The 18691-nt window shown below is 36.4% G+C and carries 18 protein-coding genes; all 18 read right to left on the reverse strand.

All coding sequences use genetic code 11. From position 1 onward, the window contains the following. Positions 1-187: 187 nt before the first annotated feature. Positions 188-1282: a CDP-glycerol glycerophosphotransferase family protein gene (locus tag ACTQX6_RS07615; RefSeq protein ID WP_441657407.1), complete on the reverse strand. Its 1095-nt coding sequence runs from the start codon at positions 1280-1282 to the stop codon at positions 188-190. Then, complete coding sequence (locus tag ACTQX6_RS07620) at positions 1279-2478, reverse strand: CDP-glycerol glycerophosphotransferase family protein (protein ID WP_294688632.1); 1200 nt, start codon at positions 2476-2478, stop codon at positions 1279-1281. Before ACTQX6_RS07620 ends, ACTQX6_RS07615 begins: the two co-directional genes overlap by 4 nt. A 15-nt stretch (positions 2479-2493) precedes the next feature. After that, positions 2494-4725 (reverse strand): bifunctional glycosyltransferase/CDP-glycerol:glycerophosphate glycerophosphotransferase, encoded by a 2232-nt coding sequence (locus tag ACTQX6_RS07625; RefSeq protein WP_294688631.1) that lies wholly within the window; start codon positions 4723-4725, stop codon positions 2494-2496. Further along, positions 4718-5110 (reverse strand): glycerol-3-phosphate cytidylyltransferase, encoded by a 393-nt coding sequence (gene tagD / locus ACTQX6_RS07630; RefSeq protein ID WP_117446691.1) that lies wholly within the window; start codon positions 5108-5110, stop codon positions 4718-4720. The genes ACTQX6_RS07625 and tagD overlap by 8 nt, the downstream gene beginning before the upstream one ends. A gap of 1 nt (position 5111) precedes the next feature. Continuing rightward, a complete protein-coding gene (locus ACTQX6_RS07635; protein ID WP_117446690.1) occupies positions 5112-5927 on the reverse strand; it encodes an ABC transporter ATP-binding protein in 816 nt (271 codons plus the stop codon). An 8-nt stretch (positions 5928-5935) separates the two neighbouring features. Next, a complete protein-coding gene (locus ACTQX6_RS07640; RefSeq protein WP_117446689.1) occupies positions 5936-6766 on the reverse strand; it encodes an ABC transporter permease in 831 nt (276 codons plus the stop codon). 131 nt (positions 6767-6897) lie between these two features. Continuing rightward, entirely contained in the window at positions 6898-7236 is a 339-nt protein-coding gene (gene rpoE / locus ACTQX6_RS07645; RefSeq protein WP_117446688.1) for a DNA-directed RNA polymerase subunit delta, read from the reverse strand. 25 nt (positions 7237-7261) lie between these two features. Continuing rightward, entirely contained in the window at positions 7262-8902 is a 1641-nt protein-coding gene (argS, locus tag ACTQX6_RS07650; RefSeq protein WP_117446687.1) for an arginine--tRNA ligase, read from the reverse strand. Continuing rightward, positions 8889-9266 (reverse strand): DUF1934 family protein, encoded by a 378-nt coding sequence (locus tag ACTQX6_RS07655; RefSeq protein WP_117446686.1) that lies wholly within the window; start codon positions 9264-9266, stop codon positions 8889-8891. The genes argS and ACTQX6_RS07655 overlap by 14 nt, the downstream gene beginning before the upstream one ends. Positions 9267-9392: 126 nt before the next feature. Continuing rightward, positions 9393-10274 (reverse strand): YitT family protein, encoded by an 882-nt coding sequence (locus ACTQX6_RS07660; protein WP_117446685.1) that lies wholly within the window; start codon positions 10272-10274, stop codon positions 9393-9395. Between the two features lie 101 nt (positions 10275-10375). Next, positions 10376-11182 carry an HAD family hydrolase gene (locus tag ACTQX6_RS07665; RefSeq protein ID WP_294688627.1) on the reverse strand — a complete coding sequence of 269 codons (807 nt, stop codon included), beginning with the start codon at positions 11180-11182 and terminating at the stop codon, positions 10376-10378. Continuing rightward, complete coding sequence (locus ACTQX6_RS07670; protein ID WP_441657408.1) at positions 11179-12393, reverse strand: HD domain-containing protein; 1215 nt, start codon at positions 12391-12393, stop codon at positions 11179-11181. Before ACTQX6_RS07670 ends, ACTQX6_RS07665 begins: the two co-directional genes overlap by 4 nt. Further along, complete coding sequence (locus ACTQX6_RS07675) at positions 12360-12779, reverse strand: (deoxy)nucleoside triphosphate pyrophosphohydrolase (RefSeq protein ID WP_294688625.1); 420 nt, start codon at positions 12777-12779, stop codon at positions 12360-12362. The genes ACTQX6_RS07670 and ACTQX6_RS07675 overlap by 34 nt, the downstream gene beginning before the upstream one ends. After that, positions 12766-13032 (reverse strand): RNA-binding S4 domain-containing protein, encoded by a 267-nt coding sequence (locus ACTQX6_RS07680; RefSeq protein ID WP_294688623.1) that lies wholly within the window; start codon positions 13030-13032, stop codon positions 12766-12768. The genes ACTQX6_RS07675 and ACTQX6_RS07680 overlap by 14 nt, the downstream gene beginning before the upstream one ends. Beyond that, positions 13029-16412, reverse strand: a complete 3384-nt coding sequence (mfd, locus tag ACTQX6_RS07685; RefSeq protein ID WP_320863373.1) for a transcription-repair coupling factor — start codon at positions 16410-16412, stop codon at positions 13029-13031. Before mfd ends, ACTQX6_RS07680 begins: the two co-directional genes overlap by 4 nt. Before the next feature lie 15 nt (positions 16413-16427). Then, on the reverse strand, positions 16428-16988 hold the full coding sequence (gene pth / locus ACTQX6_RS07690) for an aminoacyl-tRNA hydrolase (RefSeq protein WP_117446679.1): 561 nt from the start codon (positions 16986-16988) through the stop codon (positions 16428-16430). Positions 16989-17026: 38 nt separating this feature from the next. After that, positions 17027-17653 (reverse strand): Jag family protein, encoded by a 627-nt coding sequence (locus tag ACTQX6_RS07695; RefSeq protein ID WP_117446678.1) that lies wholly within the window; start codon positions 17651-17653, stop codon positions 17027-17029. A gap of 12 nt (positions 17654-17665) precedes the next feature. Continuing rightward, positions 17666-18688, reverse strand: coding sequence for a YidC/Oxa1 family membrane protein insertase (locus ACTQX6_RS07700; protein ID WP_117446677.1), 1023 nt, complete (start codon positions 18686-18688; stop codon positions 17666-17668). Positions 18689-18691 lie beyond the last annotated feature (3 nt).

The raw sequence follows: 18691 nt of genomic DNA on the forward strand, positions 1-18691 counted from the left end.
CCCTTTGTGACAAAAGACATATGTTCTTTTGAGCTGCCAATTGATGTGTTTACACTCTATCAAAACTAAAAAACATCATTTTTAATTCTCTACATCAACTTTTTAGTTGAACTTAGCGAAAAAATTTTTATTTTTTATATTCCATCAGGCCATATTCAGGTAAAAGGGTATAAAAAAAGAGGATTTTTTATCCTCTCATCAATTCATGAATTTTCTCAATTACTCTTTTGGTGTTCTGCCCATCCTTATGAATCATATATTTTTGTTGGAAGCGCGATATATCGAAATGGATATATCCCTCTTTTAACGCATCGATCAGTTCGCTTTCATTTAGACAAACAGGCCCTGGAAATTCCTTTCGATAGTCCAGATTGAATCCTATCGTTTGATCATACTCTTCTACATCATCAATATAGGCAATCATAGGTTTATTCAGTAAGGAATAATCTAAAATGACACTGGAATAATCGCTGATCAAAACATCACTGACATGCATTAAAGCATACAAATCTTCATCATGGCAATCGATAGCTCGTAGATGATTGATTTGAATATCCGGCAATAATGGATGAAACTTATATAAGATACAATACTCATCCCCTAAAGCATCCAATACCTTTCTCATATCAAAGCTGGCCACTTGAAATCCTTTGACCATATTCCCACGAAATGTAGGTGCATATAAGATACACTTTTTCTCTTTGATCATTGGATATTTCGCATACAACTTTTCTTTCTGTGTTTTTTGTCTTTGTGGATCTAACAGCTCATCGATTCGCGGCAATCCTGTTACATAAACCTGGCTTGAATTTACGCCAAATGCCTGGGCATACACTTCTTTCCAATACGGAGCGCTGCATAAAACCGCATCATATCCTTGGATCGGATAAGAACGCTCAATTTGATTGCCAAACTTTTTTATGGCACCACAGGCATGCCATATTTGTAAAACCTTAGTTTCTTTTGGTTTAAATTTAGAAACAATATAATTGTTGTCATTCAAAATGATCAATTTGCTTTGTTTCATCTGAATCAACTGATGACAAAGGTTAATAAAATATAGAAAATATCCTTTTATCGTTTTATGAATCTGGAACAAATAATACTGAATGTCGTAACATCCTTCTTTTTTTAAGGCTTGATTGATCTGATAGAAATCCCCTGTCAAATGATCAGCCGTCATCGAAATGAACGTGATCTGATTTTGTTTAGGATGAATAAAGAATGTAAGTCCGTTTAAAATGGATAAGACAATATTTAAGATGATCTTTTCTATTTTCATGCCCTTGCCTCAATCAACAGTTTACTGATACGTTTTGATGCCTGTCCATCATCGAGATTGTTGAAACGATCGTGGAAGTCTTTTACATGGGACGCATCATAAACGCCATTTTTAATATCCTCACAAAGTTGTTTTTCATCACGATAGATCTTGCCCGGAAGCTCTTTTGTGATATCCAGATAAAATCCTCTTAAATCACTGGCATAGCTTTCTAAATCATACATATAGAAATACATTGGACGTTTTAAGATCGCATAATCAAAGAACACACTGGAATAATCCGTGATCAAAACATCACTGATCACATACAATTCATTTATTTCTGCCTCTGCCGGAATATTGTATAAAAAACCTTGTAGAGAAGCATCATTTTGATAATGATTGATGATCAGGTAATGCGGTTTAAACAGCACAATATAATCGCTACCCAATATTTCTTTCCACAAATGAAAATCAGCTTTTAACTCAAATGTATAGCCGGCCGCCACATACGAATTATCCCGCCATGTCGGAGCATATAAGATCACTTTTTTATCCAATGGCAAATTCATCCTTTTTTTGATCGATACAATTTCATCCTGTGTTACATTCGCAATAAAATCGTTGCGTGGATATCCAGTTTCCACCAATTTTTTAGGATCGATCCCAAAGGCATGAGGAAATACCGAAGTACAAAAAGCATTGGGCGAGATCATAAAGTTATAGCGAGCTACATCGACATCATAACTGTGACACATTTGTTCATAGGAAACACCGGAACGATAAAAGGTGGTATCTTCACTGACATCGATATCATGGGCCAATCTCTTTAACGGTGTTCCATGCCATGTCTGTAAATAGATCTGATTCTCCTTTTTACAGATATAAAGCGGTAATTTACAATTTACCACCCAAATCTTGGCCCTGGATAAATAATAAAAGTAGGAAAAACTAAAATACTCTTTGATTTTGGCACCTTCAATTTGGATATTTTTTTGTTTATGATGTTTGATAAACCAGATAAAGCGATACCCTTTCCAGTTTGGATCCTGTTGCATCTGCTCAAATATCGCTCTGGGATTATCCGAGTATCCCCGCCCATGAAATGAAATAAATATGACCAGCTTGTCATCGACCGGTATCAACCGATAGATGCATCGATAAACAATACGAATCAGCTTACCTGCCCATTTTTTAAAAAAACGTAAGATGGTCATATTCTTTCTTCCTTTCTAGCCAAACACCTCTTTAACGATATTCTCACTGGCGTGTCCGTCATCAAAACAACAGAAGCGATCATAGAATTCGTCATAACGCTTTTGATAGCGTTTTTGTATCTTGTCAATATGAAGGATCGCATCAATCACTTCTTCACTGGTATATAAAAGTGGTCCCGGCACTTCGGTATTCATATCAATATAGAATCCTCGAAGTTGATTTTTGTACTTTTCTATATCATACGTATAGAAAAGAATCGGACGCTTTAAGTTCGCAAAGTCAAAGAAGACACTGGAATAATCCGTAATACAAATATCTGTAATCAGATAAATTTCAGAAATATCATCATAAGTGCTTAAATTGTACGCAAACCCTCCCAGGCCTGTCGTATCGATCTTGTCCGCAATATAATGATGGGTTCGCAACAAAAGCACATAATCCTTTTCCAGCATAGTCTTCATTTTCTTTAAATCTAAAGCCAGCGTAAATTTATATTCACCTTTACCATAATGCTCATCATCTCTCCATGTTGGCGCATATAAAATAGTCTTTTTATCTAAAGGAATACCTAATTTTTCTTTTAAACGCCTTGCCCTTTCTTCTTTGTCCGGGGCATATAAAATATCATTGCGCGGATATCCATATTCCAACATTTTTCCTTCGTACATGAAACAGCTTCTAAATGTCTTAGATGAAAATGGATTGGCACTGACCAGATAATCCCATTCTTTTCTTTGTTTATAAAACTGTTCTTTATATTTCGGAGATGCACTGGTGACTTCTTCCTGATCGAACACCAGACGCTTTAACGGGGTTCCATGCCATGTTTCCAAAAATACCTGTCCTTCTCTTTTACGAAACCATAATGGCTGTCGAACATTAAAGACAAGATATTTGCTTATGGCACAATAATAAGCATATTGAAAAGAAAAACGTTTGATCGTTTTTGCCCCATACGGAATATCATGTTTCCCATTGATGGCCCACACACATTCATATTTTCCCGGATACATCTGATTTAAAGCTTCATAGATGTATTTGGGAGAATCAGAATAATTTTTCGCCATGAACGTTTCAAACAAAACCACATTTTCTTTGATGGGCATTTTTAAATATCGATGATAATAGGCCAGTTTATATAACGTATTCTTATTTTTATTCGCGAAGATGCTTTTAAGCTTTGCCTTACCAAAACTCCAGCGAATTGCCTTTTGTACACCTTTTAGATCATTTTTCATCATCAACAAAATGATTCGCTTTTGTTTGGCAGAAAGATCATCTAATACTCTAGGGGCCGTATCTAATAAAGTGGATTGAATACGGATAAAGTATTCGTTTCTCCATCTTTCATCCTGCGATCTTCGTATGCGTTTGATCATTGTCTTAGTGACATAGCGAATCAACTTTTTATCCAGATAATAACGTACCGGTCCTTGCGCATCGATCAATTTTCTGGCACATTCTACCGCCAGACATCTTTCTTCAAAACGAGTATCGCTTTCTTCCTGATTTAAGCTCGGCTCATTGATTGGATCATTGTGCTTTCTTTTGATATACCAACCATCTTCCGCAGATAGAAAAGAGGCTGCTTTTTCCAGCACCTGGACTAAAAAGATCTGATCACTGAAATAGCGAAAACTTGGTTCAAAAGAAATTTGATGATCGATCAAAAACTGTCTTCTGTATAAATTCGATAAAACGGTGATGGTCTGAAATCCACTGCGTTTGACCATGGTGTGATAAATCGCAAGCATTCGATCCGAATTCTGCTCTTTAAAGCGGTCTAAGTGATTTTGAATCTTTTCTTCCTGTGCCTGAATCTTTTCGGCTTCATCATCCGCATCTATTTCTTTTTTAGAAAGCTTATCTAAAAAGTTAGCCTTATTGTTCCATGTATTGCGTATCGTTCCATAGACCATATCCTGTCCGTTTAGATGTTCGGTCATATGAAATAAAGTATCCTCCAGGATGTAATCATCGCTGTCTAAAAAATATACATACTCTCCGGTCGCCTGTTGTAAGCCTTCATTACGACAAGCCGCTACGCCTGTTTCATCTTCCAATGACAAAATACGCAACGATAGATCACTCAAACTTGAAATCTCTTTTTGCACATGTTCATCAACATGATCACACACGATCAAAACTTCAAAATCTTGATAGGAGCTTTCTTTTAATGACTGCAGACATTCTTTTAAATAGTGCAGATATTTTTGAAAAGGGATGATGATACTGATCTTATTCATCGCCTTTTAACTCTTCCTTTAACTGTGTCGTGGAAATACCTTCCGTTCTTGGTAAATAAATGACTTCACAATACTCTTTCAAAAAGTCAAATTTTCCCTTCCAGTCATCTCCCATGACAAAAATATCTACATTATATTTTTTGACATCTTCTATTTTTTGTTCCCAGCTGGTTTCCGGAATGACTTTATCAACATAACGAATGGCTTCTACGATCTGCATGCGATCGGTATCTTTGATTTGACAGACCTTTCCTTTACCACGATTAAATTCATCGCTGCTGACCGCAACAATCAAATAATCGCCTAATGCCTTTGCCCTCTTTAGTAAATTCAGATGCCCAATATGAAATAAATCAAAGGTTCCATAAGTAATGACTGTTTTCATCTTATAATCCTCCCAACAATCTTGAAAAAAAGCTTTTTTTTGTATCTGGTAAAACACGTTCTTCAAATTTTTCATTCAGAATTTTTTTCTTTTCTTTTGGCTTGAGTGCATTTAACTGATCGACATATTCTGAATAATGTGCACAGACCGTTTCAATATCTCCCATCTCCTGCAGCTTTCCGCCTTCGATCCACATTCCCGTCTTACAAAACTGTTGAACCTGTGAAATAGAGTGCGATATAAAAAAGATCGTCTTTCCTTCGTTATCTCTTAATTTCATCATATGATCCAAACATTTTTTCGCAAAGCCTTTATCCCCTACGGATAAAGCCTCATCAACGATAAAAATATCGGGATCAAGCGCTAAAGAAATGGAAAACCCCAGACGTGATTTCATCCCACTGGAATATTTTTTTACCGGCTGATACAGAAAATCTCCCAATTCGGCAAAATCAATTACGCTTTGTGTAATGCGCTCTATTTCTTTTTTTCTCAATCCTAATAAAGCTCCTTTTACACGAATGTTCTCTTCTCCCGTTAATTGCATATTTAAGCCTGTATTAATGGCAATCAAAGATTGTTCACCATGAATTTCGATTGCCCCTTCATCAATTTCACTGATGCCGGCCAAAATCAAGGAAAGTGTTGATTTTCCGGAACCATTTGTTCCCAAAATACCGACAACATCTCCTTTTTCGATGGTAAAAGACAAGTCTTTTAAAGCATAAAATCGTTTGTTGGACCGATGCTGATTATTTTTATTTTTTAAACTGTAGATTTTGGAAATGTGATCTACTTTTACTGCATATTCTGCCATATCCACCTCTATATCATATCGATAAATTTCTTCTTGAATTTAAACATCAGCATACAGCCGATGGCAAACAAGATCAGTACCACACACCAGAAATATAAAGTATAGACCGGATGATCCAGTACACTTTGCCCGTAGAAGACAGCCTCCCTGTATCCTTGAATGATATAATAAACCGGATTTAACTTCATAATCGAATTCAAAAAATTGTGAAAAGGTACATGGCTGCTGAAAGTACAATTCCAGATGACCGGTGAAAAATACATAAACATTCGAATCAGAGACGTTACCAGTTTTTTGATATCTCGCCAGAGCATGGTCAGTACCGAAAGAATCAGTGATACACTTTCTGAGAACATAAAGGCACAAAACATATAATAAAAGGCCCACAACCAGTTCAGTTGTGGTGTATAACCACATAAAAACAAAGTAATCAGTGCGATGATCAACATACAGCCGTGATTAAATAATTCTTTACATACTACTGTTGCCGGTAAAACCGAAACAGGAAACTTCATCTTTGTGATGACATCTGTCTTTGAGAAGATGGCACTGCACCCTTTTTGGATACAGGGTTGAATGAACCACCATATGGCATAGCCTACAACCAGCCATGGTAGATACGATACCTTAATTCCGTTGATTTTGACTGGTTTTCTATTCCAGGCGACACCAAAGATCAGCCAATAGGTAAAGACCTGAATAGCCGGTGATGCGAAATTCCAGAAGATTCCAAACTTGGAATCGCGCATATCGGCCAATAGTTCATATTTGGCAATGGAATAGATTCGAAATAAATTTGAAAAATTTTCTTTTAAAACGTACTTTATACTTTTAAACATATATTTTCCTCGTTCTTCATTGTATTCTATTCTAAATAGTAAGTAAAGAGCCTGCCAAACGGCAGGCCTTTAACGTGCGCATTCTTCTCCTTTCCCTTTTATTATTAAAAAGGAAAGTGACTAAAAAATGACTAATCTTCGTCTTCTTGATCTTCTTTGGCTTCTTCATCCAAATCCAGAGCTTCATCCTGGTCTTCATCATCGCTGTCTTCATCAATGGCGATTGAATCTGTATCCATCACGCTTTCTGAAAAAGTATGACGGCTTCTTAAATCCCAGTTGTTTTGCGGCATGTTGAAAAAGCGCCCATCAATGGATAAATCCGTATAAAACTGAGCAATATTGTCATCAAACTGGCTTTCATTAAATCCTAATTCTTTGGATACACGAGTCCATAATTCAATAAATGGCATGGCATCTTTGCCACTTTGTAAAATCTGATAGGCAACATCGGTCATTGACTGTTTCATAATACTAAAATCTCCTTTAAAACATTTACATAGATTCTACGGCTTGTACACCGATACATTCTAAAGCATTGGCTAAGACGATCTGCGTTGCCTTGACCAAAGCTAAACGTTGTGAAGTAAGTTCAATATCCTGTGGATCTAACACTTTACAGGCATTATAGAAGCTGTGAAATTTAGAGGCCAGATTTTGAATGTAGTGACATACTTTGTGAACCTGGCGGGTGCGAGCACTTTCGGTAATGACTTTATTAAATTCCTGCAGTGTCTTTAACAGCTCTATTTCTTTTTCATGATTTAATCGTTCAAAGTGATTGGCTAATGAAATATCCTGTGCCTGTTTTTGAATGGAGCACATACGAGCATGTGCATATTGTGCATAATAAACCGGGTTATCGTTAGACTGCTTCTTGGCCAGTTCGACATCAAAATCCAAATGCGAATCCAGTGCTCTTTGTACAAAGAAGTAACGAGCCGCATCAACACCAACACTTTCCACAAGCTCCGAAATCGTCGTCGCGTTGCCTAACCGTTTTGACATTTTGACTTCTTCGCCATTGGATACCAGACGAACCATCTGTATGATATCCACATGCAGTTTACTGGCATCGTTTCCCAAAGCTGTCATGCTTCCTTTTAAACGAGGAATATAGCCATGATGATCGGCTCCAAAGAAATCAACCAGCACATCAAAGCCACGTTTGAATTTATCGTTATGGTAAGCAATATCCGGTACTAAATACGTATAAGATCCATCCGTTTTTTGAAGGACACGATCTTTATCGTCCCCAAATTTTGTCGTCGTAAACCACAAGGCTCCATCTTTTCGATACGTATATCCTTTTTCATCCAGCAACTGCAGCGCTTCTTCTACTTTTCCGGCATCGCGAATTGCCTGTTCACTGGACCAGACATCAAACTCAACGCGATACTCTTTTAGATCTTCTTTGATCTTATCCAATTCGAAGGTAATTCCTTCTTTTCTAAAGAAATTTAAATTCTCCGGAGTTGGTTCTAAATATTGATTCGGATATTCTTTGGCAAGCGCATATCCTTTTTCTTTTACATCGTCACCCAGATAACCATCAGCACCGATTTCCGTATCTATGCCATGCGCCTGACGATAGCGGGCATTCAAAGATAAAGCCAGATTCGTAATCTGATTTCCGGCATCGTTGACATAATATTCTCGCGTTACATCGTATCCGGCTTTCTTCATGATTCGCGCACAGCTATCTCCCCAGGCTGCCCCTCTGGCATGACCCAAATGTAAAGAACCGGTCGGATTGGCACTGACATATTCCAAATTTACTTTTATTCCATTGGATGGTTGTTGACCATAATTTTCCTTCTTTTCCAAGATTTCTTCGATGACTTTGGAATATCGATTGGTATCCAAAGTAAAGTTGATAAAACCAGGACCCGCAATCTCCATAGAAGAAACGGAGCAGCTTTCCTTATCCAAAGCTTCGGTAATCTGTGTTGCGATATTTCTTGGATTTTGTTTCAACGTTCTTGTCAGCTGCATCGCAACATTACTGGAAAAATCACCATGATCTTTATTTTTAGGAATCTCAATGGCAATCTGTTCCAAAGAAACTTCTAAATCAAAGCTTTTTTGAATCGCTTGCTGGATTGCTTTTTTTAATTCAATTTCAATGGACTGCATATTCTGCCTCCTTTATTTCTAATACAAATTCAAATCTTTGACTTTGTTTTTCCATATCCAATTCATATTGTATTTCAATACGCTGATCCTGCATCTCGTAATGATGTGTAAAACAAGATACATCGATCTCGCCAAATTCGGTACGAATCCATCCCTTTGTCCTTTTATAAGATCTAAGAACCAAATGTACATGGACTTCGGAAATACTGTCGATGATCAAAGTGTCTTTATACGCTGTCCACGAGAAGGAAAACCTTTCATTGGCAAAGCGATACCTCACACCTTGATTTGTGTACTCTATTTCAGCCTTTCCCTGATAAAGGATCTGCTGATTCAGATGATCAATCAACTGTATTTTAAACATAGCGCTAGAAATATATCACAATTTACATAAAATGCAAACAAAAAAATGCTACGGAATGTTTGTTTAACAAAAATAATGAAGCTGTAAATAAAAAAAATCACACAGCCTTTTCTGTGTGATATAGTCTTAATCCAATGGTTTTTGGTAAAAACGACCGTAAAAATTGGCGGTATGATAGGTGTTGATAATGACTTTAGGATCGGTTTGCCGAACATTATAAATGACATCCTGCACTTCATACGTACTGACAACAGCTTTACATACATAAATCTTACTATGTGAATAGCCTCCGTATCCTTCAAAGATACTCATGCCATGATGACAAGTTGCCATAAAGGTTTCAATAATGGGCTCCGGATCTTTTGTGATAATTTCCAAAGTGATCTGTTTATAGCGTTGATACAAACTGGAAATGGCCTTGGTGGATAAGAATTGGAAAACAATGGAATATCCGGCATAAACCCATCCAAAGATCGATCCAAAGATGATCAACATGATACAGTTTCCTATAAAGATATAATCCCATATTCCTTTATGAATCTTATTGGACACATACTGTGCAATAAAATCGGTTCCTCCGGTACTTCCTCCGGCACGCAAAGCCATCGCAATAGAAAATCCCCAAAGCAAGCCACCGAATAAAACATTTAAAGTTCGATCATCAAAAAATGGATCAAACTGAAAAAGTTCCAGAAAAACAGAAACTAAACCAAACTGTAAACAGCTCAAATACACAAAACGTTTAGACAGCTCCTTATAACAAAGAATGGCAGCCGGCAAATTCAAAAGAATAATGCCTGCAGAAACCGGAAAATCGATTTGAAACAAGCCTAAAATTCGACTGATCAAGATGGATATTCCTGTAAAGCCACCGGACAGCAGGTTACAAGGATCCATAAATACTTGCATGATATACGATTGCATCAAGGCGCTGACAATCATCAATAAAATCGAAACAATAAGATGAACGATACGATTTTTTTCAAATTCTCTGATTTGGTGCATCATAAATTTATCCCCTTACTAAAGTATGCTTTTTCATACAAAATTTCAATCCATTGTTTATGAAAATATACATTTTTTACCATTTGTTTACCATCTGTAAACATCTATATATACTTGCAAACAATTTTATCAATAATGTCTTCTTCATTGGTATAAGGAAGTATGTATTTTGCCTTTTCCTTGGCAAGTTTAGTTCCGTTTAGAACACAAAAACTATAACCTGTTACATCAAACATAGAAACATCATTATCCGCATCTCCTAAAGATAGACATGTATTCAAATCCAGATGAAGTTGTTTGCCTACCTTTAAAAGACCGGAACCTTTATGAATATCAGAAGACATAAATTCAAGCATGCAATCATCCGTCTGAATGGCCGAAAATTGATCCTCTTTTAATGTATTGGTATGATTACGTACTTGTTCCATAATTTCTGGATCACAATAAATCATCAATTTTAAAACTCTATGGTTTTTACTATATTCGATTAAATCCGTCACTACTTCTCTTTCATGACATTTTGTAGTGTATTGTATAGAAGAGTTTGTAGAACGATTCGTATAACGAATTTTTTCATCTAAGATTTGAAAACATACATCCCAGCCTTTAAAATGATTCATAATTTTATGAATCACATCCAGTGATAAGGAAGGAGCATAGGTGATTTCTTGCGTTGAAATACCCATAAAAGCAGCTCCGTTCATGCCGACAATAAAACGAACATAAGGTTTGATATGACAGAAATCTAATGTTTCATAAATGGTCTTGATCGGTCTTCCGGAAACTATACCAAAATCAATGTCATGTTCAAATAACCATTGAATGGCTTTTTGATTCTTTTTAGATACTTGTTTTTGATCGTTTAAAAGCGTTCCATCTAAATCACTTACGATCCATTCAATCTTTTTCATCTTCGATTTTCCTTTGCGAAATAAATACGCTTTTTGGTTTTATTGGGCATCTTCAATAAAGCCTTAACAATTTCTGAACACTTGGATAGCGACAACAATTCCTTTTTGGAAGTAAGGATCCAGATCATCTGTCCTTCTTCTTTTTCCTGATAAGGTAAATAAGCCTGATAACGACTTGTTTCCTCATAAAAATAATAATTTAAATCTAAATTGCGTTGTTGAATTCTTTCTTTAACTTCATATTCCTGCTCTTCTGTCGGATCTTCGATCCAGTCAAATAAATGTCTATCTAAAATACGAGATGCGAAATCTTTTAAAATAGGATCTTGCGATCGTAAAGCCTCCTGAAAACCTACCATCATTCGGTATTCATCCATCAGTAAAAAATCTTCTGTACTTAATTCGCTTTGACATAGACATTCAAAGATAGGAATGGGTCTGATTTGCGTATGAATATTCATATATCGCTTAAAAAACATATGAATCAATAATTCATAGCTTTTCGCATCCGGATGCAGATAAACCTGCCAATACATATGATAACGCGCCATGATATAGTCTTCGATGGAGTGTACCCCACTTTCCTTGACGCATAATTTATCCTCACAAACACGCAAAGTTCTAAGCACTCTTTCTAAATCAAACGTACCATAGCTTGTACCGGTTTCATAAGCATCCCGCAATAAAAAATCCATACGATCGGCATCCAGCTGACTGGATATGATTTGTGTAAGCAATAAACGTGGATGTGTATGGGCGATGATAGAAGCCACTTTTTGCGGAAGATCTTTCTTAGCTTGAACCAGAGCCTGATGAATTTCAGTGCCTGGATCTAATATTAATCTCTGTGTCATAGTTTCATGAGAAACATGTGTAATGGATTCAAAAAAATGCGAAAAAGGACCATGACCCAGATCATGCAGTAAGGCCGCACACATGACTTGAATTTTTTCATCTTCATCCAATGCCTCATTTAAGCTTTTGACTTCATAAATCATACGTCTGGCAATCTCATAAACACCTAAGCTGTGAGAAAACCGAGAATGTTCTGCCGTATGATACACTTGAAAATCGCCGCCCAGCTGATGAATTCCATGCAGGCGCTGAAATTCTCTGGCATTGATACAATCCCATATCACTTGATCTTCTACATGAATATATCCGTGAATAGGATCTCTTAAAACTTTGATTTCATTGGTTTTTTCATACATGGCCATACCTCCATGAGTTTTTGAACAAGGACTCTATCAGATTCGAAAAAGTCATAATCATATATATGTTCCGGTGTTGTCCATACCAGTTGAGAATGAACAATGCATTTTTCAGGCTTCTGATCGGCAAAACAAAGGAAACAATATAATTCAATTTCTTTACCGGCCTGATGATCAACACTCTTTTCCAAAAAGATCACCGAAGTCAGATCAATATCTAATTCTTCTTTAAATTCTCGAATCAGTGCCTCTTCATTGGATTCCCCAATTTCTACTTTTCCACCCGGAAACTCAAATTTCCCAATAGAATCTCCGGTAGCTCTCTGGGCAATCAAAACCTTTCCCTCTTGAACAAGGACACCACAAACAACTTTAATCTTCTTCATAGATTTTTTCTTCCTTAATCACTTCAAATAAAGTTTGAGCATTCTGTTTTGAAACTTGTTTTTGAATATCCATAACTTGAATCTCTAAAAGACGATATCCAAAACGAATGCGAATTTGATCTCCGATATGCACTTCCGAAGATGGCTTTGCGATACGATCATTGATCCAGATTCGAGATTGAAGGGCCAATTCTTTGGCCGCTTCCCTTCTCTTTAAGATACGAGCCGTTTTTAAGTATTTATCCAGTCTCATAAAAATTTCTCCTCAATATTTTTTAGTGTTTCCATCAGCAGATCCTTATTCTTTTTCTTCGGAATCGTTATGATGATCTTTTGTTTCTTTAATGTCAAAGAAATTGCACGATTGATATCATTCATCGTTTCAAACAATTTTATACCGTCACAATGTGCTGAAAAGTCTTCATCAAATGTCAGTACGTATTGTTTCTCTTCTTCTTTTAAACTTTCAATTCCTTTTTGATTTACAAAAAGATCAAACCATCTTTGTTCAAAGATCTGATGTACTTCTTTAGGAATTTTACCAAATAAATCCTGTATTCGCTGTTGGTATGATTTAAGATCTTTAAATGTATCAATTTTTCGTACTTGTTGATAAATAGATAACTTATCACCATCATTTTCTGTAAATTGTTGCGGAATATGCCCTTTAAAATCAAGCATGGCTCTTTTTTCTTCCTTCGCTTTGGATACCGGTTCTCCTTTATGACGAGAAATCGCATTTCCTAACAATTCCAGATACATATCCAATCCGACCTGATCAATAAAACCAGCTTGTTGAGGACCTAATAAATCCCCGGCACCACGAATGGTTAAATCACGCATGGCAATCTTATAGCCACTGCCTAAACGGGTAAATTCTTTGATCGATTTTAAACGCTTTTGTGCCGTTTCCGTTAACTCTTTATTTGGTTGGATCATTAAATAACAGTAGGCAATCTTATCTCTTCGTCCTACACGTCCACGAATCTGATACAACTGCGATAGACCAAATTTATCGGCATTTTCGATGATGATCGTATTCGCATTGGCAATATCCAAGCCAGTTTCAATAATCGTAGTACAAACCAAAATCTGGTATTTTCCCTGGGCAAAGTCCATCATGGTTTCTTCTATCGTTTCTTTAGCCATCTTACCATGTGCCACGGCGACATTGGCATCCGGAAATAAGTTGGATAAATGATTGGCCGTTGTATGAATATGATCGACACGGTTGTATAAATAGAAGACCTGTCCACCTCGTGCCAGCTCTCGGGCAATAATTTCCTGTATGACACTGCCTCGTTTTTCCATGATATAAGTCTGTACCGGATGTCTTTTGGCTGGTGGTGTATTTAACTGTGAAATCGTGCGTACCCCAATCAAAGACATTTGTAGAGTACGAGGAATCGGTGTAGCACTTAAAGAAAGTACATCAATAGAGCTTTTCATTTCTTTAATTTTTTCTTTATGTTCGACACCAAATCGTTGTTCCTCATCAATGATCAGTAATCCTAAATCCTTATATTGAAAACTTTTATTTAATAATTTATGTGTACCGATAATAATATCGATATTTCCGGCTTTTAGATCTTTTGTAATCTGTGTAATTTCTTTTTGTGACACAAAACGATTTACCAAAGCAATATTGGCACCGGTAGATTCAAAACGATGCAGAACAGTTTGATAATGCTGCATAGAAAGAATTGTTGTCGGACACAGAAAAGCAACCTGCTTGCCACTGGCAATGGCTTTAAAGGCACAGCACATCGCCACTTCTGTTTTTCCAAAACCAACATCGCCACAAAGTAAATGATCCATTGGTTTTGGTTTTTCCATTTCTATTTTGATATCATGAATTGCTTTGATCTGATCCGGTGTCGGTTCATATTCAAATGCTTCTTCAAATTCTTTTTGTAGCGCATCATCCTTTGGAAATGCATATCCAATATTTTCATTTCGAAGAGCATAGAGTTCGACCAATCGAGCCGCAATCTCTTCCACACGCTGATTGACTTTTTCTTTCGTTTTCTGCCAGGCGTTGCTTCCTAGCTGTGATAATTTTACGCCCGCACCTTCTTTTGAAATATATTTTCGAACCAGTTGGAATTGGGATAAAGGAACATAAAGTTCATCTCCACCTCGATAAATCACATGTAGATAATCTAATTTCTTTCCTTTATTTTCCCTCGTGACGATTCCCAGATACTGTCCGATTCCATATTGTTCATGCACCACATAATCATTTTTTTCCAGCTCCATCACATTTTCAAGGATACGACCCTCTTTAAAAGTCTTTTGATATCGTTTAGAATGATGGGCATCTACAAATAATTCTCTGGCACTTACAACTGTAATATCTTGATATGTAAATCCCTCATAAAAACAAGGTTCGATAAATTCACATTGTAGAGTAATATCATTATCGGCCATACAGGCTTCCACTTGTTTGGCCTGTTTTGTTTCCAGAGAGAAATAAATTTTCTTTTTTTTATCAATCGCATCCAATTGATTGATCAAAGGCAAAGCGGCTTTTTCTAAAGGAAAAATTCCTGAAACAATAGAATTTTCATCTAAAAATTCATGAAATTCTAAGATATTATTTTTCTGCATGATCATATGAATATCCTGAAAAAGCATATATTTAGATAATGAAATATGATCCTGTACACGCTCCTGCATATAAGAAATCGTTTCTTCATTTAATTTCTTAAAAGATTGTTGGACTTCTTCAGTGGAACTAAAAATAATCTTTCCCTGCAAATAATCGAACAGATGATATCCTTTTGTATAAGCAAAATAAATATACAAAATATTTTCCGGTTCATAACTTTCCAAAGAACGCATATCTGCCTCAATATGATCCTGCAGCATTTCTTTATCTTCTTCCAACTTCAACAAAACTAATTCTTTTTCCAGTTTTTTCTGTACTTCCTGTTGAATTTCTGAAATCTGTTCATCTGTAAAAAGTAAATCGGTTGCCGGGCCAAAATCAATTGAATCAATTCTTTCAATTGTTCTTTGTGTTTCTTCATCAAAGAAACGGATCGACTCGATTTCTGTATCAAAAAATTCGATTCGTATTGGATGATCATATTCTAAACTAAATACATCGATAATGCCTCCACGTGACGCAAAGGTACATGGTCGATCCACATAATTCAAACGAGAATACCCCATTCGATTAAGTTGTTTCTTTAGAGTATTCATATCCTGTTCCTGATTGATTTCCAAATGAATACAGTTTTCCCTAAAAAAGACAGGATCTGGCAAATATCTTGTAAAAGCTGCGACATTGCATATGATGATTTTTGGCTTATTGTCTTTAACAAGCTGTGTTAAGGAATAAATCATTTCATCTTTATCTTCCGGTGAGCTGGCGATTGCCTGCACACGCAAGCTTTCTTCCATGACAAAAAGCAGCACCTCGTCCATCAGTGGGGATACTCGTTTATAGAGTTGCTGCGCCTCATACATATTTTTTTTCACAACAATGTAGTTTTTTGGTTCTTTCTTAAAGCTGGATACCAACAATAAGGCTTCTTCCATCAAAAATAGGTTTCCGCAGGAAATCTTGGAAGAAACAATTCCTTTTACTACATCATTGTCTTGTAAAGAATTCCATATCTTTTCCAAAAACAATTCCTCTTTCTACTTTTTATTATACAGATTCATCGTATCCATAAAAGAATGATCAATAGAATAATAAGCCGCTTTTGCGCTATTTTTTACCGCATTTTTCAAATCTTTTTGTTCTTCTTCTCTGAATTTTCCCAATACCCAATTGATCATATCAATTTGCGGATCTTTTCCCACTCCTACACGAATCCTGTCGAATTCACTGGTAAAAATACATTGAATAATGCTTTTGATACCATTATGTCCGCCTGCACTTCCTTTTTGACGAAGACGAATCTTTCCTACCGGTAAGTCCACATCATCATAAATAACTGTAACATCTTCCGGTGATGCTTTATAGAAATCCATACATTGACGAAGGGCAAAACCACTGTTATTCATATAAGTGGTCGGCTTCAATAAAATAACATCTTCTCCTTTTAATTTTGTCTTTGCGAAATACGCCGAAAATTTTTTCTGATCAAAGGATACTTCACATAACTTAGCCAATTCATCCATAACCATAAAACCGGCATTGTGTCTTGTATTTTCATATTTTTTACCGGGATTTCCTAATCCTACAAATATTTTCATAGACTTTCCTTTCCAAAAAAAACGGGAATAAATCCCGTTTAATCCACTTCTTTACCTGGTGAATATAAAATCTGCAAACGACGAGTTGCCCCTTCACCGGTTGATTGTGTTGTGATATCCTCCATATTTGCTAATGCATTATGGATAGCCTTTCTTTCATCGGCCGGCATTGGATCTAAAGTCGCATCAATTTTAGTTCGCCGCACATCCTTGGCAACACGAATTGCCATTTTTGTGATTTTTTCATAACGATCTTCTTTATATCCATTAACATCAATCAAAAGACCGACTCTTTTCTTAAACTCAGCGCTGGCAGCCGCTTTCACCAAACGATTAAATGCCTGCAAAGTTTTTCCGGCTTTGCCAATCAATATCGCATTGTTGGAGGTATTCACCGTAATACGATAGAATCCGTTATCATTTTCAATATCAACCTGACCATCCAATTGTGCATTGTCAAAATACTGTTGAATATAAGAAACGATAAAGTTTTCTACATCTTTTTCACAATAAGCCTCAATCTCAACAGATCTGCCGACTCCTAAAAATCCGCTTTTTTCCTCCAATACATTGTAATGAAGGTCTTCGACAGAAACACCTTTATCTCTGGCGGCCGACTTTAAAGCCTCCTCCAAAGTTTTTTCTGTGTATCTTTTAAATTCCATGGACTTGGCCTCCTACCTGATGATATCTTTCGATTTCTTTTCTTTGGCTTCTTTGACGATCATCGCATGCATAAATATGTTAAAGCATACACGTGTTAAAGAAGACACTAACCAGTAAAAAGACATGGCGATTGGCCAGGAAATATACAACAAGGCAACAAATCCAGTTGAGAAATACATTGTCATATTCATACTGCTCATTGGATCTTTACCACTCTTCAAATAATCCTTGGTCTTTACATGATCAATTTTATCCTGACGTTTTTTCAACCATTGCGGCATCTTCATAGAAGCAATTGAAGAAATAACCATCAAAATATAGATTACGATATAAGCCCATTGCAGATTCTGGAATCCATATAATGGTGTTTGCGTTAAGTCAATTCCCATAAATGTTCCATAGACTACACTGGATGCACGTACCATTGCGTAATATACACCCATCATCAACGGCAACTGAATAAACATAACCAAAATTGAGCCAAATGGATGAATATCGTATTTCTGATACAGTTTTTGTGTTTCCTGCGCCAGCATCATACGAGAACGATCATCGGTTTTTCCTTTATATTTATCTTGAATACGCTGCATTTCCGGCTGGATTTCCTGCATGCGCTGTGCTGACATCTGCGATTTACGTGTAAATAAGAATACAGCACCCTGAATAATAACCGTTGTCAAGATAATACCCCAACCGGCATCTGTAAAAGCCGCAATGCGGTTGATAACCTGTGCCAAAGGCCATACGATCAGACCACTAAACCATCCTTCATTGAAGGCTTCTCCAAATGTCATCGGTTTGATCGTAATTTTTTCATCATCTTTATAGTCTTTATATTCTTTCTTCAAATCTTCATCTTGAATTTCTGAAATATTGACCTGATCTTTACGAACCGTTACTTCTTCCGATGCGATGATCATATCCAATTTTGTTTTTCCATCTGTTGCACGCGGACTGGAACAAGCCGTACACGTTAACAGGATAAACAAGCAAAGAAACAGGATCTTTGACTTCCCTTTTAATAAATTTGCCATGAT

The sequence above is a fragment of the Faecalicoccus sp. LCP19S3_E2 genome (assembly GCF_052121255.1).
Classification (GTDB): Bacteria; Bacillota_I; Bacilli_A; order Erysipelotrichales; family Erysipelotrichaceae; genus Faecalicoccus.